The organism is Bernardetia sp. ABR2-2B, from assembly GCF_037126435.1.
Lineage (GTDB): Bacteria > Bacteroidota > Bacteroidia > Cytophagales > Bernardetiaceae > Bernardetia.
Window position 1 is genome coordinate 3,503,734 of sequence record NZ_CP147020.1, and the last position, 20,546, is coordinate 3,524,279.

Annotated in this window: 9 protein-coding genes; 4 read left to right on the forward strand and 5 right to left on the reverse strand. The window is 31.8% G+C overall.

The window, feature by feature from the left end:
- Nucleotides 1–669 precede the first annotated feature (669 nt).
- The 5 genes from WAF17_RS14830 to WAF17_RS14850 all read right to left on the reverse strand — a co-directional run bounded on the left by WAF17_RS14830 (nucleotide 670) and on the right by WAF17_RS14850 (nucleotide 6,732).
- On the reverse strand, nucleotides 670–1,731 hold the full coding sequence (locus WAF17_RS14830) for an SUMF1/EgtB/PvdO family nonheme iron enzyme (protein ID WP_338761102.1): 1,062 nt from the start codon (nucleotides 1,729–1,731) through the stop codon (nucleotides 670–672).
- A 536-nt stretch (nucleotides 1,732–2,267) separates the two neighbouring features.
- Nucleotides 2,268–3,272 carry a type IX secretion system membrane protein PorP/SprF gene (locus tag WAF17_RS14835; RefSeq protein WP_338761104.1) on the reverse strand — a complete coding sequence of 335 codons (1,005 nt, stop codon included), beginning with the start codon at nucleotides 3,270–3,272 and terminating at the stop codon, nucleotides 2,268–2,270.
- A 444-nt stretch (nucleotides 3,273–3,716) separates the two neighbouring features.
- A complete protein-coding gene (locus WAF17_RS14840; RefSeq protein WP_338761107.1) occupies nucleotides 3,717–3,899 on the reverse strand; it encodes a PspC domain-containing protein in 183 nt (60 codons plus the stop codon).
- A 214-nt stretch (nucleotides 3,900–4,113) separates the two neighbouring features.
- Entirely contained in the window at nucleotides 4,114–6,006 is a 1,893-nt protein-coding gene (locus tag WAF17_RS14845) for a SpoIIE family protein phosphatase (protein WP_338761110.1), read from the reverse strand.
- A gap of 342 nt (nucleotides 6,007–6,348) precedes the next feature.
- On the reverse strand, nucleotides 6,349–6,732 hold the full coding sequence (locus WAF17_RS14850; RefSeq protein ID WP_338761113.1) for an STAS domain-containing protein: 384 nt from the start codon (nucleotides 6,730–6,732) through the stop codon (nucleotides 6,349–6,351).
- Nucleotides 6,733–7,357: 625 nt separating this feature from the next.
- Between WAF17_RS14850 and rpsT the strand changes: the two genes are divergently transcribed.
- The 4 genes from rpsT (at nucleotide 7,358) to WAF17_RS14870 (ending at nucleotide 20,528) form a co-directional block, all read left to right on the forward strand.
- Complete coding sequence (gene rpsT, locus WAF17_RS14855) at nucleotides 7,358–7,615, forward strand: 30S ribosomal protein S20 (RefSeq protein ID WP_338761116.1); 258 nt, start codon at nucleotides 7,358–7,360, stop codon at nucleotides 7,613–7,615.
- A gap of 133 nt (nucleotides 7,616–7,748) precedes the next feature.
- Complete coding sequence (gene dxs, locus WAF17_RS14860) at nucleotides 7,749–9,656, forward strand: 1-deoxy-D-xylulose-5-phosphate synthase (protein WP_338761118.1); 1,908 nt, start codon at nucleotides 7,749–7,751, stop codon at nucleotides 9,654–9,656.
- 382 nt (nucleotides 9,657–10,038) lie between these two features.
- Complete coding sequence (locus tag WAF17_RS14865) at nucleotides 10,039–14,658, forward strand: PAS domain S-box protein (RefSeq protein WP_338761120.1); 4,620 nt, start codon at nucleotides 10,039–10,041, stop codon at nucleotides 14,656–14,658.
- Between the two features lie 101 nt (nucleotides 14,659–14,759).
- Nucleotides 14,760–20,528: a PAS domain-containing protein gene (locus tag WAF17_RS14870; RefSeq protein WP_338761123.1), complete on the forward strand. Its 5,769-nt coding sequence runs from the start codon at nucleotides 14,760–14,762 to the stop codon at nucleotides 20,526–20,528.
- The last annotated feature ends 18 nt before the right edge of the window (nucleotides 20,529–20,546 follow it).

Here is a 20,546-nt window from a genome sequence, read left to right on the forward strand (position 1 = left end):
GATAAGAGTTTAATAAAATATTACAATAAATTAGATTATCAAAAAACTACTATTTTTCAATTTGAATATCCTAAATAAGTCATTTATTTGGAATGTTCCAAAGATTTTATAAAAAAAATAGGCTTAAATTGAATAATTTAGAACGATTATTATGTTTAATCAACAAATATTCAACATTTATTATCAGCATTTTGTACAATAACTAATTAGGAGTAACCTAAAGTTATAATTATTCTCAATGATTTTTTGAGCAAATGAACAATTTGTTAGTTGTACAAACTTATTATCTGCTATAAGATAATAAGTAAATAATATTTTAGGTAAAAGTGTAATAAAAAAATAAATTACACAAGTATTTTTTCAAAATACAGAATTATTTTTTGTCTTTCTGATAGTAGGCTTATTTTTTTACAAATGATTTATTAAACTTTCAGTCAGTTTTAACTTTGAAAATATACTATTTCTTATCACAAATATCATAGCTAATTTGTACCTATATCTTAGAAAAGAACTCTATTTCGTTAAATGCATGTTTTTGAACTAACTAACACTTATTTATTATCGATAAAATTAGAAAAGGTGTTTAACAAAAAAACTCATCTTTCAAATAAACATAAATGATTTATCAAAAAGATGAGTTTTACAATGTCAATATTATTTATTTCTTGACTAGAATTCCATTCCAGAAGAACGACCTAAGTAAGTCATTACACAACGGAATCCTGTATAAGCAGTTACTGAATCTTGATATTGATAGTTACGAGTACCTGTTTCAATAAAGAATGCAATATCTTTCCAAGAGCCACCACGAACCAACTTGCGAGGTTCACTATCATCAATAAAAGTAGGATTCAAATCCCAAATCAAAGGCATTGCATTTGGAGCGTATGCATCATTACACCATTCAGCAACGTTTCCAGCCATATCATAAAGACCAAAATCATTAGGAAAATATGCACCTACGGGATTTGTATATTGGAAGCCATCATCATAATAGTTACCACGACCTGGTTTGAAGTTGGCAAGTGCACAACCTTTAGCATTTCTTGTATAAGGACCACCCCAAGGATATTTTGCTACATCACGACCACCACGAGAAGCATATTCCCATTCAGCCTCTGAAGGCAAACGGAACATAGGAACTGGAAATTTACCAGCAGACTCTCTAGCTTCGTTCATAAATTTAGTTCTCCAACCACAAAATGCTTTAGAAGCAAACCAACTAACACCTACTACTGGATAATCATCATAAGCAGGGTGAGCATAATAATTTTCTGTCATTGGGTCGCCATAGTGATGCGTAAAGTTTGTCATCCAAACTGTAGTGTCAGGATAAAAACGTTCTTTAATTTCTTCTTCTGATAGAATTTCACCATCAACTGAATCTGGATTATCAGTCATCTCATCGATAAACTGACGATATTCATTATTTGTAATTTCTGTTTGATCCATATAAAATCCACCAATCGTAATCTGACGGTTCATATTGATTTTTGAGGATAAGATGTCTTGGTCGGCTTGTCCCATATGGAATGTACCAGCAGGAACTACAATCATTCCGTAAGGAACTTCTTGTCTCCAGCCTTCACGCCCCAAAGCACCAGTTAGTTCTCCATTTTCTTGTAGTTTGGCCAGATTGCCTCCACCACCACAGCTTTGAAGAAAAAGGGAAGCAGTTATGCCTAAAAGGACAGCCCAAAGTGTACGAGTTGTACGTATTTTTTGTATCATGTTCGTAGTCATGTTCGGTTTTCTTGTTATAAAGGTCAAGAACGCATCTATTTTAAAATTTTATCTACTATTAATATGAATAAGCAGATTATAGATTTGTTGTAATGAGTTTCTTAAATATTTGGATAGTCAATTAAATATTAAAAGTAAATTTTGAGTCAGACTTTTAAATTAAATTTTGAATCAGATTAATTTCTTAAAAGAATTATAGAATAATAATGCCAAAGATACCTATTTTATTGTTTTAATGATTTATGACAAACCATTAATTATCAACTAGATAAAGGTAATTGCCCTAAAATTCTATTTGCTATTCTTATACTAATAACTCTATTTTTTAGAAATTAGTATAGTTTTACCGAAATATTTATCAAATTTATCGAAACTTTCTGTCTATTCGTCGAATCTAAGCAACTTTTTTTCAATCTTTTGTCAAAAAAGTCAATTCTAATGCAAAAGTAAAATAATTTAGTAGATTATTTGGTAAAAAAAGTGTTTTTTTTTAAATAATCGTCTAGTTTATTCTTTCTCAGGTATTAGAAACGAAAACGAGGTGTTCGTATTGTAGGAAGAACTTTAGGTTTTGGAGAAGGAAGACGATAACCAATTGAAATTTCGTGCGAAGTAGGTTGTTTTGCATCTCTACCACTTGTTACCAAATCTAATGAATAAGTAATTCTAAGGTCTTTGTTTTCCAACATATTTACACCTAAAATAAAAATTCCTGCATCAAGGGCATTAGAAGCTCTAGCTGAAAGACCTCCAAAGTAGGTTTCGTTATAATTCAACAAAACACTTCCTTCATACGACAATGCACCTGAAGTAAATTTCAAAATTGCTGAAGGTTGTAGCATAAGAGATGGTGAAATATCAAAACTGCTTCCACCCATCAAATAAACATGAGGTTGTAGAGAAGTTATATTAATTCCTGTACTGTAATCAAATGTTGATTGTAACAAATGATTTGTACTTACTCCAACATAATAACCTTTGACAGATTGATAATATAAACCTACTGCCAAATCGGGTTGAAATTGATTTTCTACTCCTGTACTTGGAATATTTGGATCGTTTTCTTGATTCGGGCGATACTGACTAAAATCAATTCTTTGATTGTACATTCCCCCACGTAATCCAAAAGAAATACGGTCTTTATTTTTTAGATTGAAATGATAGGCATAAGAAATTTGTACTTCCGTGCTACTCAAAGGACCAATTCTATCATTAGCGAAATGAAGTCCTACACCACTATTAATACTGTTGAGAGGCATACTGACAAAGCCAACTTGTGAGCTAGGCGCACCACCATCATCGAAGGTAGGAGAATAATTTATCCATTGACTTCTATGAAAAACTCCCATCGTTGTATAACTAGCATCACTTCCTGCTGTTGCTGGATTGAAGTAAAGAGAGTTAAACATGTATTGACTAAACTGAGCATCTTGTTGAGCCAAAATAGTATTACTAATAAAGAATATAGCACAAAAGAAAGTCAGATTAAAAAATGAGCTACAAAGACTAGAAGAAAAATATTTTTTCATGATTCAATGACATTATTTTTAGGATAAACTAGATAAACTCTATGGAACAATTACGACTTGCTAAAGCAGCGAAGCTAATTAAAAATTACGAATTAAAATTGCTAACTATCAGTTGATTATAAATTTAAAAACAGTAAATTATTTAATTTCTATTCCCATATTAAATTGTATTACAAGTATTCAGAAGTTTTTTTATAGAAATATGTTATTGTATTTTTCTATATTTTTTATTCGATTTTATTTTTATTCTGTTTTAGAGCAACTATAAAATTGATATGCTAAGTTAGTAAACTTTTGAAAAAATAAACTCAAAGTACAAACAAATCCATAAAAAAATCCACTCTTTAACAATTAACTTGTTTAAAAAGTGGATTTGAGAGCAAGGTTTATGAAAATATCTTGATTTTATTTTATACTCTTCTATTTAAATGACTTTATGAAAACTTAGAACTCTTTAGGCATTACTACTGCTAAGATAAGATAAATAAGGATGGGCGAACCTACTCCAAAAAATGTAAAAAGAACAAATGCTATACGAATTAAATTGCTATCCCAGCCAAAAGCTTCTGCAATCCCTCCACAAACACCTGCCAAAACTGAATCATAAGTAGATTTTATAAGTTTCATAAGTAAGATTATTTTGATAGTGAGTAATTGATTTATGAAGTTTGTAAATTAAACAGACTTGTATATTTAATCAACGAGTAAAAATCTTGTAAGGTTACAAAAAAAATAAATCTCTTTATATCATAGGATGCAAATGACTATACCAAGATGAATAAATACCGTTTGGAGAAGTTAGAACTATTTGAGAAACCATCTGATTTATTGTTTATTTTAATTATACTCTTAGCCCTAAAATAGTCATATCATCTCGCTGAGTTTCTTTATCTTTGAAGGTTTCAAATTCTTTCGTAAGTTCTAATTTTTGGGTTGCAAATGGATGTTCTTTTATTTGTTCTAAAAACTGTGTCAGTTTTTGGGTTCCGTATTTTACTCTGTCTGAATTATTTTGGTCTGCAAATCCGTCTGTTGTCAAGTAGAGTGTATCATTCGTTTGTAGATGAATAGTATGTGTTATAAACTGATGATTTTCTTGCTTTTGCTTTCCTCCTATGCTTCTATTATTACCTTTTATTTTCAAAAATTCTCCATCTTGTACGTAATAAAGAGGGCGATGCGCTCCTGCAAAAGTTACTTTTTTTCCCAAATCTGTATTTTCAATAGCACAAATAGCGACCTCCATTCCATCGTCATTTTTACCTTCATTTTGCTTTAAGGCATGTTGAATTTCCAAATGCAAGACCTCTAAAATCATAGCAGGGTCATAGATTTTGCTTTGTCCCACAATTTTATTGAGAAGTGTTTGTCCAATCATAGACATAAATGCCCCCGGTACGCCATGTCCTGTACAATCTACCACAGCAACAAATGTCTTTCTTTTTTTACGATATACCCAGTAAAAATCTCCTGAAACTACCTTTTGAGGTCTGTAAATAACAAAGCTATCCAAAAAATACTCATTTAGTTCGACTTCAGTAGGTAAAACAGCATCCTGAATTTGACGAGCATAACGAATAGAATCCATTATTTGTAATTGTGAACGTTCAATTTCCTGTGTTTTTTCTTGTGTTTCATTCAAACTACTTTGTATTTTGTCTAGCATCAGACCAAAATCTTTTGAAAGCCAACCTATTTCATCACTTGTAATAATAGGGTTTATTTTAAACTCTTCTGAAAAATCATTTTTTATTACTTTATGAATAGAATCTGAAAGCTGCTGAACAGGAAAACTAAGTTTTTTACTAATCAGATAACTTACTATCATTCCCAAAATAAAACATAAAACTATGACTGCTCCTAGCGTATATTTTATTCTATATGTAATTTCTTGTGCTTGGCGTTTGCCTTCTTTATTTATCTGACCAATAATATCAGCAATTTGATAGGCTTTTTGTTGCGTTTGATAACGCATTCCTTCATGAACATTTAGTCCAATTTGTTTTTCATAATCTACCATGTCCAAAAAAGCATATTGATACTTTCGAAGTAAGTCTAACATTTCATTTTGGTATTTTTTATCTTTTACTGTTTCTCTAATATCTGCACGAAGTTCTTGCACAGCAAGAGAAAGTTTATCGATATACTCTTCTTCTTTACGAATCATAAAATCTTTTTCATGTCTTCTAATCATCAATAGCTTTTCTTTTCCGAAAGGTAAATTAGAATTTTCTATTTCATGAATAAACTTACGCATCTGTCCTATTTTACCAAAGTCTTTGTATCCTTTTCGTTGCGTAATCAAAACTAATCGCTCAAAAAGAACTTCATATTCTCCCACTGCTTGGTTTAATTTGAATAGCTTTTTATCAATATCTTCATTTCGTAACTCCTTTCTATTTTTTAAAGCTATTAAGCTATGTTGGATAGTATATAATTTTTGTTTCCTACTATCCAAATATTCACTTTCTCCTGTTTTAAAAAAAGTAGTATTGATGGTTTCATACGTAAAAAAATCTTTTTCTATCCCACTAAGAGTCTGAATATCAATATGAAGTTCTGTAAGTAAGTCGGTAATATATTCTATGCGTTCACGTTTTTCATAAAACATAAAAATAGCACCAATGATAAGTGCCGTCAGTAGCAAATAAATACTGAAATAGAGTTGTAACTTGTTTTTGATTCCTCTAAATTTCTTATTAGACTGACTAGAAGTAGTAAAAATTTGATTCATTTCCTTTAAAGTTGTAATTATAATATGGTCTGGTAATTATTGCCTTATTAGGTTTTATTTCTTGACTACAAAATTACAAGGAAGGCACTCAAAAAACTCACAAAAAAGATTGCTAAATAATTACAGTTCTATCAATGAATAAAAAAGGAAGTAAATTAACTCTGAACCGAAACCTTAAAATTAAAATATTAAAATAATTAATATAACTTTTTATACTAAAAAAAGACTAGATTACTTTTGATTGAAAGTTTAGTAAATAAACTGTTACACACAAAAACCCTAAAGTCATAATTGATTTTAGGGTTTTGTCTAAGAAATTAAGAAAAAGATTATAATACTTTATTAATTCTTCTTCTCATCTGCTTTAATATCACGTTCTAATTCTGCCATAAAAACAGCATCTACAGATTCTTCTACCGTCGGAACGATATTAAGAACGCTATCTAGTTTTGAGATTGTCATGAGTTTCATTACATGGTCGCTGACAGCAGCAAGAGCCAAATAACCATTGATTTGTTCTGAAAGACGTTTAGCTACCAAAATAGAACTAAGTCCTGAGGAATCTACATACTTGATGTCGCTCATATCAAAAATAAGATTGACCATTCCAGACTGGTATAAAGTAAAAAATTCAGTCTTGAGTTTTGGTGCAACTGAAGAGTCTAGTTTTTCTTCTTGCAGCTTGAATACAGTATATTTTTCTTGTTTGTTGAGTGTAAATTGCATAGTATGTTTTTATAGGTTGAAATAGGGAGTAGGAATCAAAAAAATAACTTTGAAATAATTTTAAGTAAAATACAAAATAGTTTACTGAAATCATAAAAATAAAATCGTCAGCTTATTTGCCTAGCAAGTTACAAAAAAACCTCAAAATAGCTGTATTGTTTAAACTCCTTTTTAGTAGATAGGTTTTATTTCAAATTTATTGAGTTAGAGTTTGTAAAAGTTGTAGATAAGTCTTAATTTTGCACTCTTTACAAGTTCTGTTACAGAATTAGTAAAAAAGAAATCAATTCAAAAAATCGTAGGTTCTGTTTGTGTAACACCAAGAATCAAACGAATAATCAAGAAAAATATAAGCTCAATTATTATAATCGTAATTCGTATATAATTGATTTTTAATTTTTCATCAGGCTTTTATTTTATTCCTCTCATAAACTAAAAGCTCTGTAATTTAATAAACGGATTGCTCTATTTTTATTAAATTTAGGATTGAAATTAGATTTTTTCCATCGTATTAGTTGTATTTACTAATACAGTAATACATAAAAAATTCTTTTTAATCAGATGTTTTTTGATTGTAAAAGATTAAAATTCAATTAAAAACTCATCAAAAATAGTTTAACACTAAATGGCAAATCATAAATCAGCCCTCAAGCGTATTCGTTCGAATGAAGCTAAACGTCTTCGTAACCGTTACCAATTAAAAACGACTCGTACTTTTATGAAGCGTTTGAAAGCAACTACTGATGCAGCAGAAGCAAAAGAATTACTTCCTAAAGTAATCTCTATGGTAGATAAGTTAGCAAAAAATAATATCATCCATGATAGAAATGCAGCTAATAAAAAATCTAAATTGATGAAATATGTAAACAATCTTTCTGCATAAGTTGTAGTAAAAACGTATTATTTCATTAATAAAAAGGCAACTTTATTTTTAAAGTTGCCTTTTTCTGTTTTAATTCAAAAAATCCTCAACGACGGCTTTAGCCTCGTTGACGGTTGATAAAAAACCGTCAAAAATGTCTATCAAAAATCTCAATCTTACCGAATTAGAAAAAAAATGCCAAGAATTGCGTCGTTTTATCATCGAACACGTAGCCGAGCATGGTGGACATTTGGGCGCAACTTTGGGAGTTATTGAACTAACTGTTGCACTTCACAAAGCCTTTACTTTCTTGGGAACAGAGCAGTCTGATAAACTTATTTGGGATGTGGGGCATCAGGCCTACGCACACAAAATTTTGACAGACAGAAAAAAGAATTTTCATACGATAAGAAAACTAAACGGACTTTCAGGTTTTCCATCTATCAAAGAAAGTAAATTTGATGACTTCGGAACAGGACATTCTTCTACTTCTATTTCTGCTATTTTGGGAATGGCTGTGGCTGCTAGTTTTTCAGATGAAGAAAAAATCAAAAGTCGTTGGCATATTGCTGTTATCGGAGACGGTGCTTTTACGGCTGGTTTGCCTTTTGAAGCCTTAAATAATTTACAGAATAATTCAGAAAATGGAATAAAACCCAATATTCTCATCATTTTGAACGACAATGGAATGTCTATCGATGAAAATGTAGGAACACTTAAAAACCACTTTCAGCAGCTTTCGAAACAAAAATGGAAAAAAAATACATCAGAAAAAGAACTAGAAAGTGATTTTACAATTCCTTCAGTTTTTGAATTTTTTGGTGGATATTTTCACGGTTCTGTTGATGGGCATAATTTGGAAACATTGCTTGATTTTTTTGAGGAATTAAAGCAAAATACAAAGCAGAATTTATATCAAAATAATGTTCACTTTCTGCATATAAAAACAATCAAAGGAAAGGGAATCATTGAAAACTCAGATATAGCATTAGAATCAAAATATAATTCGTGGCACGCACCAGCCAAATTTGAAGCTAAAACAGGGGAGCTTATACCAGCAGCACCTCAAAAAAACAAAAAGCAATTTCTCAAATTTCAAGAAATTTTTGGTAAAACATTGATTCAATTAGTAAAGAAAAATGACAAAATTGTTGCTATTACTCCTGCTATGGCTTCTGGAAGTTCGCTTTTAGAAATGCAGCAATTATTTCCTCAAAGAGTTTTTGATGTAGGAATTGCAGAGCAACATGCTGTTACGTTTTCAGCAGGTTTGGCTACTCAAAAATTACTTCCTTTTTGTATAATTTATTCTACTTTTTTGCAGCGAAGTTACGACCAAATTATCCACGATGTTTGTGTACAAGAACTCAAAGTAATTTTTTGTATTGACCGTGCAGGGCTTGTAGGAAATGACGGCGCAACCCATCAAGGCGTTTATGATATTGCTTATCTTCGTCCGATTCCAAATCTTATTTTGGCTGCTCCGATGAACGAGATAGAGTTTCAGAATATGCTTTTTTCGACACAATTAGAAAAAAACAAAACCTCTTTTGCCATTCGTTATCCTCGTGGAGAAGGTTTTATCTTGGAGAAAAAAAACGATTTAGAATATAATTTTGAAGAAATAAAAATAGGTAAAGCAAGAACAATAAAAGAGGCAACTAAAGAAACTCAACTCGTAATTTTATCTTATGGAATTGTGGGGAATTTTGCCAAAGAAGCCATAGAATTAGTAGAAAAAGAAGATAATTATAAAGGTAAAGTAGCTCACTATGATATGCGTTTTTGTAAGCCTTTAGATTCAGAAACTCTACATCAAATCTTGAGTTTTGAGAATATAAAAAGTATCATCACGATAGAAGATGGAAGTAAAATTGGAGGTTTTGGAAGTGCTGTCTTAGAGTTTTTGAGTGAGAATGGTTATCTAAAATATATTGATACAATAGAGACTTTGGGTGTGCCAGACCAAGTAATCCCCCACGCTACACAGCAAGAACAATATGATTTCTGTAAAATTAATACAAAAAGTATTTCTCAAGCCATAGAAAAGATTATTTGGTAGACTAAATAGTGAAAAACGATTAAATATTGCTTTTTACCGAAAATCCCAAATTTACACCCATAAAATCGCTATATTCCTCGTAACCCAGTAACAAATTATCACGTTGATTTGACTGTTGAGTAAATACTTCATCTAAGACTTCTTAAAAGCAAAATTATTCCTATTTCATGAAATTTTTTTTCAAAAAAGGAAACTTACCTGTCATTTGTCATATTTTTATCTACATCTATTATGTAGTTTGCAAGTATATTGGGTAGGTATTCATATTTTGATATGAGATTATATTAGAATTTAGATAAAGATTTTATTCACACAAGATAATTTGATTACACTTCAATACAATTCAGGAAAATAATACACATAAAAAATAAACTACTTTATTATGACTACCGAAAAAAAACTAGAAAACTGCCAAAATCAGCTCCAATCTTTAGTTGATGCCCTTGATCGTAGTGCTATTATTTCCATTGCTGATAAAAAAGGTCTCATAACAAAGGTAAACGAAGCCTTTTGTGAAGTTTCAAAGTATAAAGAAGAAGAATTATTAGGAAAAGATCATAAAATTGTAAACTCTGGACACCACCCAAAAGAGTTTTGGAAAGAGATGTGGAGAGATATTTCCAGAGGTAAAACTTGGCGTGCCGAAGTAAAAAATAAAGCCAAAGATGGTTCGTATTATTGGGTAGATACAGTTATCAATCCGATGTTTGATGATAATAAAAAAATCACAAGTTATTTATCTATTCGTTATTTAATCACAGAAAAAAAGGAACAAGAACTTGAAGTCAAGCAACAGCATGAAGAACTAAAGACCATCCAAGAGAAAATGGATAATAGCAATCAACAAGTTTTTGCTATCACAGAAGCTTTAGATAGAAGTGCTATTATTTCCATTGCTGATAAAAAAGGTCTTATAACAAAAGTAAATGAAGAGTTTTGTAATGTTTCTAAATACAAAGAAGAAGAATTATTAGGAAAAGACCACAAAATTGTAAACTCTGGACACCATCCAAAAGAGTTTTGGAAAGAGATGTGGAGAGATATTTCTAGAGGCAAAATGTGGCGTGCCGAAGTAAAAAATAAAGCTAAAGATGGGTCTTATTATTGGGTAGATACAGTTATAAATCCGATGCTGGGAAGTGATGGAAAAATAGAAAGTTATTTATCTATTCGTTATTTAATTACTGACCGAAAAGAGAAAGAATTTGAGGTTCAGCAACAGCACGAAGAGCTACAAGCAACTGAAGAAGAGCTACGTCAAAACTTAGAAGAGCTACAAGCTATTCAAGAACAAATGGAGCAAAGCAACCAACAAGTTTTTGCTATCACAGAAGCTCTTGATAGAAGTGCTATTATTTCCATTGCTGATAAAAAAGGTCTCATAACAAAGGTAAACGAAGCCTTTTGTGAAGTTTCAAAGTATAAAGAAGAAGAATTATTAGGAAAAGATCACAAAATTGTAAATTCTGGATACCATCCAAAAGAGTTTTGGAAAGAAATGTGGAGAGATATTTCTAGAGGCAAAATGTGGCGTGCCGAAGTAAAAAACAAAGCAAAAGATGGCTCATATTACTGGGTAGATACGGTTATCAATCCAATGCTGGGAAGTGATGGAAAAATAGAAAGTTATTTATCTATTCGTTATTTAATCACTGACCGTAAAGAAAAAGAACTTGAAGCCCAACAACAACAAGAAGAATTACAAGCTACAGAAGAAGAGTTACGTCAAAACTTAGAAGAGTTAAATGCTACTCAAGAGCAACTACAAGAAACGTTCTTATTGAATAAAGCTCAATTAGATGCCATTAGCACTAGCTTTGGTTACGTAGAGTTTGATTTGAATAAAAAAATAGTAAAAGTAAATCCAATTCTTGCTAAATGGACAGAGTTTTCAGAAGATGAGCTTATCGGACTTTCACATAAAGGTCTTCTTCCTAAAGATGAAGAAACAGAAAGCTATTTCAAAGAACTGTGGAGTAAGTTAGAGAAAGGAGAAACAGTTAGTGGAGTGTTCAGACGTAAAACAAAATCTGATAAGGATTTATGGATTTTTGGTGCATATTGTCCTGTAACAAATGATAAAGGAGAGGTAATAAGAGTTATCAAAATTGCTTCTAATTATAATGAGCAGAAAAAAGCTGAAATCGAAATTCAATCTCAACAAGAAGAATTACAAGCTACAGAAGAAGAGTTACGTCAAAACTTAGAAGAATTAAATGCTACTCAAGAGCAACTACAAGAAACGTTCTTATTGAATAAAGCTCAATTAGATGCCATTAGCACTAGCTTTGGTTACGTAGAATTTGATTTGAATAAAAAAATAGTAAAAGTAAATCCAATTCTTGCTAAATGGACAGAGTTTTCAGAAGATGAGCTTATCGGACTTTCACATAAAGAACTCTTGCCACAAGATGAAGCAACAGAAAGCTATTTTAAAGATCTTTGGAAACAACTCAAAAATGGAGAGACTGTAAGTGGAGTATTCAGACGCAAAACAAAATCTGATAAGGATTTATGGATTTTTGGTGCATACTGCCCTGTAACAAATGATAAAGGAGAGGTAATAAGAGTTATCAAAATTGCTTCTAATTATAATGAGCAGAAAAAAGCTGAAATCGAAATTCAGTCTCAACAAGAGGAACTCAGAGCTACTGAAGAAGAATTAAGACAAAACTTAGAGGAACTTAGCGCAACACAAGAAGAGTTACAAAATCAAAAAGAAAAAATTGAGGAAGAAGGAGTGTATCGTAAAGCCATCTTAGAAAATGCACCCATGATGCTCATCTCAACAGATACAAAAGGCATTATTACCAGTTTTAATTCTCTTGCAGAAGAACTCTTAGAATATGATGCTGAAAAAGTAGTAGGAAAGGTTTCACCAGCTATTTTTCATGACAAACATGAAGTTGCCGTTTATGCAAAAGAACTTTCAGAAGAGTTAGAGGAAGAAATTCCTTTAGGTTTTGAAGTATTTACAGCAAAGGCTGATAGAGGTTTAACGACAGCAAAAGAATGGACATATATTTCAAAGAATGGCAAAACATTTCCTGTGGAACTTCATTTGAGTGCTATCAAGAATGACAAAACAGGAGAAACTATTGGCTATCTTGGAATGGCGCAAGACATTACAGAGCGAAAAGAAGCCGAAAAAGAACTTGATAAACTCTCTGTGGTGGCTAGAGAAACAAGCAACGCTATTGTCATTACAGATGGAGAAGGTTATACCACTTGGGTTAATGAAGGCTTTACTCGTACAACAGGATATACCTTACCCGAAATTATTGGTAAAAAACCAGGAAGACTTCTACAAGGAAAAGGTACAAATTATGACCACGTAGTAGCCATTCGTGAAGGCTTACAATCCAAAAAACCATTTACGCAAGAAATACTTAATTATGACAAACAAGGTAAGCAGTATTGGCTAGAACTCAATATTACTCCAGTAATTGATGATATAACAGGGAAAGTAACCCAGTTTATTGGTATAGAAACGGATGTAACCAAACGCAAAAAAGATGAAGAAGCTCTCAAACGCTTATCTGTAGTGGCAAGCGAAACAAGCAACGCTGTCGTAATCACAGATGCTGAAGGTTATATCACTTGGGTAAATGAAGGGTTTTTAAGGGTAACCGAATACTCTCTCTCAGAGGTAATTGGTAAAAAACCAGGAAAACTCCTACAAGGAAGAGATACTGATAGAGAACATGTGTTGGCAATACGAGAAGGATTAAAATCTAAAAAACCATTCACACAAGAAATCTTAAACTATACTAAATATGGCAAGGCATATTGGTTAGAACTCAATATTACGCCTGTATTTGATGAAAAAACAGGAGAAGTCATACAGTTTGTAGGAATAGAAAATGATATTACAGATAGAAAAACTGCTGAAAATCTGATTTTAGAAAAAAATAGTGCGCTACAAGCATCAGAAGAAGAACTACGCCAAAACTTAGAAGAACTCCAAACCACACAAGAAGAACTTCAACGCCAAAAAATAGAAGTAGAAAGAACACTTAGAGAACTTAAAAGTACGCAAAGCCAACTTATTCATAGCGAAAAAATGGCTACTTTAGGGCAGCTAGTTGCTAATATTGCACATGAAATAAATACACCTCTAGGAGCTATTCGTTCGTCAGCAGGTGGGATTGAGCAAACACTTACTGAAACACTACCTGTTTTGCCAGAGTTTTTGAGTGCCTTACCAAAAGATGAACTCAAAATTTTTAATAAAGCTGTTAAATTTTCTGCTGAAAGCAATGTAGCACTTTCTTCAAGAGAGCAAAGAGCATTGAAGTATGACCTAATCGAAACACTAGGGTCTCATAAAAACATAGAATACCCAAATCGTTTTGCTGATTTACTGGTTGATAGTGGAATTTATAAGGATAGCCCAATGGTAAAAAACATTCTCAAAACCAAAAATCCTTATAGTTTACTTCAAACTATTCATCATATTTCATCTATCATTAGAAGTAACCAGACCATTCAAATGGCAACCGAAAGAGCTTCTAAGATTATTTTTGCACTCAAAAACTTTTCTCATCAAGACCAAAACGGTGTAAAAACAAAAATGGATGTAAATAAAAGTGTTGAGAATACACTAATACTTTATCACAATCAAATAAAACATGGTATTGATGTCCAAAAAGACTTGAACGACTTACCTGAAATAATGGGTTATCCTGATGAGTTGGTTCAAGTTTGGACAAACCTTATTCATAATGCTATACAAGCAATGAAAAACGAAGGTACACTTACATTAAAGTCAGAGAAAAAAGGAACAAACATTTTGGTAACTATTGGTGATACAGGGACAGGAATACCAAAAGACGCACAAGGTCGTGTCTTTGATGCCTTTTTTACCACAAAAAAAGCAGGAGAAGGAAGTGGACTTGGGCTAGATATTGTCAAAAAAATAGTAGAAAAACACAACGGCAAGATTTGGTTTGAGAGCAAGGAAGGAAAAGGAACTACCTTCTTTGTAGAAATTCCTTTATAAAAAAACATCCTGTCTACTACAAGTTATATCAATATTTTTCATACTAGATAATTTGTAGTAGATTATAACCTTATATTACTTACCTGTTTTACTCTATATTTATGAATCAATTAAAGAAAGAATTTTATCAAATTATTCAATCTGATGAAAAGTATTTTGATTTTATTCAACAAAATGCCTTTGATGGAATTTGGTTTTGGGATTTAGAAAATCCTCAACAAAAGTGGATAAACCCAAAGTTTTGTTACCTTTTAGGGTATAAATATGAAGAACTACAAGGCAATCAGATTCATAAAATTGTCCATAAAGACGACCAAGAAAAAATTCAAGCTATTCTTTCAGGCTATCTAACCTCTTCTGACAAAACCCAAGAAGATGAGGTTCGCTTTGTGCATCAGAATGGAAAGACAGTATGGATAACGATGAATGCTCTTTTATTTAAAAATACAGAAGGTAAAAATCATAGAGTAATTGTAACACACAATAATTCAACAAAAGAACACTACCAAGAAGAAGAATTGATTCGTACCATAAACAGGTATGATTCTATGCTAAACAATCACAGCCTTTTTATTATTCGAACAGATTTAGAAGGAAAATATACCTATGTCAATGACCACTTTTGTAATAGGATAGGGCTTGTTAGGGAAGAAATTATGGAAAAAGACTCTATGACTGCGATTGTAGAGGAAGACTTTTCAAAATGTATTGCTGCTGTAGAGCATTGTTTTGCCAACCCTCATGAAGCTGCTTTTGTACAGCTAAGAAAACCTCTATTTGATAAAAAAACACAGAAAATAACAGCAAATTATATATATACAGACTGGGAGTACACACTTATTCTTAATGAAGAGGGAGTACCAAAAGAAATACAATGTGTGGGAGTAGAAGTTACAGAAAAAGTGTTAGCTCAAAAAAAATTACACAAAAAGAACAAAAAGTTAGAAGCAAGTGAGGAAGAACTACGCCAAAACCTTGAACGCCTAGAAGAAGCGCAAGAGGAAATAACACATACCAAAAAACTTTTAGAGATCTGTAATGAAGCTGCTCAAATAGGAGTTTGGGAGCTTAACTTGTCTGATTATACTACAAAATGGGATAAAGTAATCAAAGAAATACATGAAGTAGAAGATGACTTTGTTTCTGATGCCCAAACAGGCATTCTTTTTTACAAAGAAGGATATAGTAGAGATAAAATAACTAAAGTATTTACAAGAGCTTTAGGGGAAGGAGTACCTTTTGATGAGCAGCTACAAATTATTACTGCTAAAGGTAATGAAATTTGGGTAAGAGCCATTGGCATACCCACTTTCCAAAATGGAAAGTGCATAGAAATGTACGGCACTTTTCAAGACATCACAGAAAGAAAGAATGCTGAACTAGAAATAAAAAATAAAGTTCAAGAGCTAGAAAGCACACAACGAAAACTTGTCTATACTCAAAAACTCTTAGATACCTCCAACGAAGCAGCTCAAATAGGCACTTGGCAGATAGATTTAATCAATAAAGAAATATCTTGGGGCGCAGTAACCAAAGAAATCCATGAAGTAGCAGAAGATTATCAGTCAGACATGACACATGGTTTTAAATTCCAATTTTATACACCAAAATATAAAAAAATAGCTAGTCAGTTAGCTGATGATGCCATTAAAAAAGGTGTTTCTTTTGATAAAGAACTCAAAATAGTTACAGCAAAAAGAAATCAAAAGTGGGTAAGAGCTATTGGTATTCCAGTTTTTGAAAAGGATAAATGTGTAGAGCTTTATGGTACTTTTCAAGATATAACTTCTCAAAAAAGTCTTGAGATTAACCTCAAAGAGAAAGTAGATGAATTAGAAAGCATACAAAAAGAGCTTGTTCATACACAAAAGCTATTAGATACCTCCAATGAAGCTGCACAAATAGGAACATGGGAACTCAACCTAGATGATTTTACTACTAAATGGAATAATATTACTAAAAAAATACATGAGGTAGATAATAATTTTATCTCTACCTCAGAAAATGGTATCACTTTTTTTAAAAAAGGATATAGCAGACAAATAATTACAAAAGTATTTACAAGAGCATTAGAAGAAGGCGTTCCCTATGATGAGCAGCTTAAAGTGATTACAGCAAAAGGAAACGAAATTTGGGTAAGAGTAATAGGAATACCAACACTTGAGAATGGAAAATGTGTAGAACTTTATGGTACAATACAAAACATAGACAAGCAAAAAAAGAACGAAATAAGCCTTCAAGAAAAGCTGGAAGAGCTAGAAATTTCTCAAAAGCAACTTCTACATACAAGTACGCTTTTAGAATCATGTAATGCTAGTGCAATTATTGGCACTTGGGAATATGACATAAACTCTAGAGATATTATTTGGGATAAGATTGTTCACTCTATATATGGACTTCCAGAAGGGATAGATTTGGATACACCAGCAAAAATTAATTTTTTCAAAAAAGGAGAAAACAGAGAAAGAATAATAAAGGCGATTAAAGAAGCACGAGAAGAAGGCAAACCCTTTGATGAGACTCTAGAACTAATCAATTTTAGAAGTAAAAATAAATGGGTTCGTATCATCGGAATCCCTCAAATGAAAAATGGAAGAACGACTGAATTGTACGGCACACTACAAGATGTTACAAAGCAAAAAGAAGGGGAGGTAAAACTTAAAGAAAAAGTAGAAGAGTTAGAACAAACCCAAAATGAGCTATTACGTACCCAAAACCTTTTAGATACTACAAATGATATAGCACAAATAGGGACATGGGAAATAAACTTAAAAACATCAGAAGTAAAATGGAATAAAGTTACCAAACAAATACATGAGGAAGCTGAAGATTTCGTAATTGATATCGAAAAAGGAATCTATTATTACAAAGAAGGTAAGGATAGAAAGCGAATTACAGAAGTATTTAATAATGCAGTAGAGAAAGCTATTCCTTATGATGAGGAACTGCGTTTAATTACAGCAAAAGGAAACGAAGTTTGGGTCAGAACCATTGGTATTCCTGTAGTTAAGAATGGAGAAGTAGTAGAACTATATGGAGCTTTTCATAATATCAATGAACAGAAAAAAGCTAAAGTAAAACTTCAACAAAAAGTACATGAATTAGAACAAGCACAGCAAGAAATTCAAGACATTCAGACTAAGCTAAGTATTACATTAGACAAAACAGGAATTGGTACATGGGAGTATGATGTAGCAACCAGTAAAATATACTGGGATAATCAAGTTAGAAAAATGTTTGGAGTGAATGAGGTTGAAGAGATTACTCACGAAATTGCATCATCAAAAGTTCCTAAACAGAATCTTGTAGTCATAAACCAAACATTTGAAGATTTGATAATGCAAAAGATTTCAAGCTATCATGTGCAATATCCTGTAAACTTTACTAAAGACTCAATAAGGTATTATGAATCTAAAGCTGTATTGATAAAAGATGAAAATAATAGTTCTATTTCTGTTTTTGGAGTTACACAAGATATTACCAAAGAAAAAGAAGCAAAATTTGAACTCAAACAAAAAGTACAAGAGCTAGAAAAAGCACAGCAAGAAATACAGAGCATCCAAACCAAACTGACTGTAACATTAGAAAAAACTGGTATTGGATTATGGGATTTTGATTTAATAACCAATAAAACCTATTGGGATAAGCAGCTCAGAAAAATGTTTGGAGTTACTGAGTTTGAAGAAATTAATAATGAAATTGCTTCAGCTAAAATTCCTAAAGAAGACCTTGTGGTTATGAATAAAATGCTTGAAGATTTGGTCATGCAAAAAATCCCAAGCTACCATATGAGATATAGAGTAAATCTTGATAAAGCAACAATAAAATATTATGACTCAAAAGCAGTCTTAATAAAGGATAAAAATGATAAACCTGTAGCTATTTTTGGCATTACTCAAGACATCACAAAACAAAGAGAAGCAGAGTTTAAACTACAAGAAAAAGTACAGGAGCTAGAAAAAGCACAACAAGGAATTCAAAATATTCAAAATAGACTTACTCTTACCTTAGAAAAAACAGGAATTGGGCTATGGGAGCTTGATTTGAATACGCAAGAACTGCACTGGGACAACCAAACAAAAAGAATATTTGGTTTAGAGAATAATGAAGATAACGTTATCAAACGCACAGTAGGAAGACAAAAAGTACACCCAGATGATATAAATGATATAGATGATAACTTGGAGTTAATGTCGCAAGGCAAGCTAAGTATTTATGAAAAAAAATATCGTACTGTACCTATTAATGGAAAAAATCGCTTCTTAGATACCAAAGCTATTTTAATACGAGATAAAAACCAAAACCCTACACATATTGTTGGAATTACACAAGATATTACTCAGCAAAAAGAATATGAAAAAATCATAGAAGAGCAAAATAAAGAACTAGCAGAATCTGAAAAAGAACTCCGAAGAGGCATACGAAATATGTATCACCTCCAACAAGATTTAGAAAAGCAAAAACAACAGTTAGAACAAATTTTTGATGCTGTTCCTGCCATGATTTATCAGTTCAAAAGAGATAATGAAGGGAATGTATCTTTTCCTTTAGTAAGTAGAGGTTCAGAACTTATTTTAGGAGTAAAGTCAGAAGAAATATTAAACAATAATGCAAATGATATTTTTGAGGCAATCCATCCAGATGACTTATTAGGATTTCAATCCTCTGTACAAAAATCGGCTGAAACGATGCAAAAATGGGAGTCTGAGTTGCGTTTACTCAAAAATGGAAAAGAAGTTTGGATACATGCTACTTCAAAGCCTACCCACATGGATGGTGGAGGTGTTATCTGGACGGGAATAATGCAAAATATTGATGAGTTAAAAGAAACAGAGAAAAAAATACAAGAAAAAAATAAGGAACTACAAACAACACTTACAGAGCTCAGAGAAACACAATCTCAACTTATTCATAATGAAAAAATGACTACGTTGGGACAGCTTGTTGCTAGTATTGCACACGAGATAAATACACCTTTGGGAGCTATTCGTTCTTCGGCAGGAAGTGTTTATAAAATGCTACAAAATACATTATCCAATTTGCCTAAAGTATTAAAAGAACTGTCAGAACAGGAGTTAGAAGGTTTTAATAAAATGATAGAAAAATCAGTTGAATCAAATATATTATACTCTTCAAGAGAAAAAAGAAGCATCAAGTATGATTTGATAGCACAATTAGATACCCAAGGAGTTTCTCAATCTGAACGAATTGCTGATATTTTGGTAGATGTGGGTTTACATCAAGAAAGCGAATTGTACGAGCCATTTATACAACTTCCTAATACGGTAGAACTTTTTGAAAGTGTTTACCAAATTAGTACCATCATGAAAAGTAATGCGACCATCAGAATAGCCACCGAAAAAGCATCTAAAATTATTCTGACACTCAAAAATTTCTCTCGTCAAGACCATACAGGAGAAAAGAAACCTACAAAAATAAATGAGAGCCTAGAAAATACCCTTATTCTATACCACAATAAGCTCAAGTATGGTATTGAGGTAATCAGAGAAATGGAAGCAGTCCCTGTTATCCAAGCCTATGAAGATGAACTGGCTCAAGTGTGGACAAATTTACTGCATAATGCTATTCAAGCAATAAATGGTAAAGGAAAAATATACCTTAAAACAGAAGAAAGAAATAATAAGATTTTGGTATCAGTAAGAGATAGTGGTAAAGGAATACCTGATGAAGTACAACAACGTATTTTTGATGCCTTCTTTACTACTAAGCCAGTAGGAGAAGGAAGTGGTTTGGGACTAAATATTGTCAGAAAAATTATAGACAAACACAATGGTAAAATATGGTTTGAAACTGAAAATACAGGAGAAGATACAGGGACAACTTTCTTTGTAGAATTACCAATAAAATAATTTTTATTATAGAAAAAC

Coding starts and splice junctions, on each gene's coding strand:
- WAF17_RS14840 (WP_338761107.1), bottom strand. CDS start 3,899: ATGAAACTTATAAAATCTACTTATGATTCAGTTTTGGCAGGTGTTTGT.
- WAF17_RS14845 (WP_338761110.1), bottom strand. CDS start 6,006: ATGAATCAAATTTTTACTACTTCTAGTCAGTCTAATAAGAAATTTAGA.
- WAF17_RS14830 (WP_338761102.1), bottom strand. CDS start 1,731: ATGATACAAAAAATACGTACAACTCGTACACTTTGGGCTGTCCTTTTA.
- rpsT (WP_338761116.1), top strand. CDS start 7,358: ATGGCAAATCATAAATCAGCCCTCAAGCGTATTCGTTCGAATGAAGCT.
- dxs (WP_338761118.1), top strand. CDS start 7,749: ATGTCTATCAAAAATCTCAATCTTACCGAATTAGAAAAAAAATGCCAA.
- WAF17_RS14850 (WP_338761113.1), bottom strand. CDS start 6,732: ATGCAATTTACACTCAACAAACAAGAAAAATATACTGTATTCAAGCTG.
- WAF17_RS14870 (WP_338761123.1), top strand. CDS start 14,760: ATGAATCAATTAAAGAAAGAATTTTATCAAATTATTCAATCTGATGAA.
- WAF17_RS14835 (WP_338761104.1), bottom strand. CDS start 3,272: ATGAAAAAATATTTTTCTTCTAGTCTTTGTAGCTCATTTTTTAATCTG.
- WAF17_RS14865 (WP_338761120.1), top strand. CDS start 10,039: ATGACTACCGAAAAAAAACTAGAAAACTGCCAAAATCAGCTCCAATCT.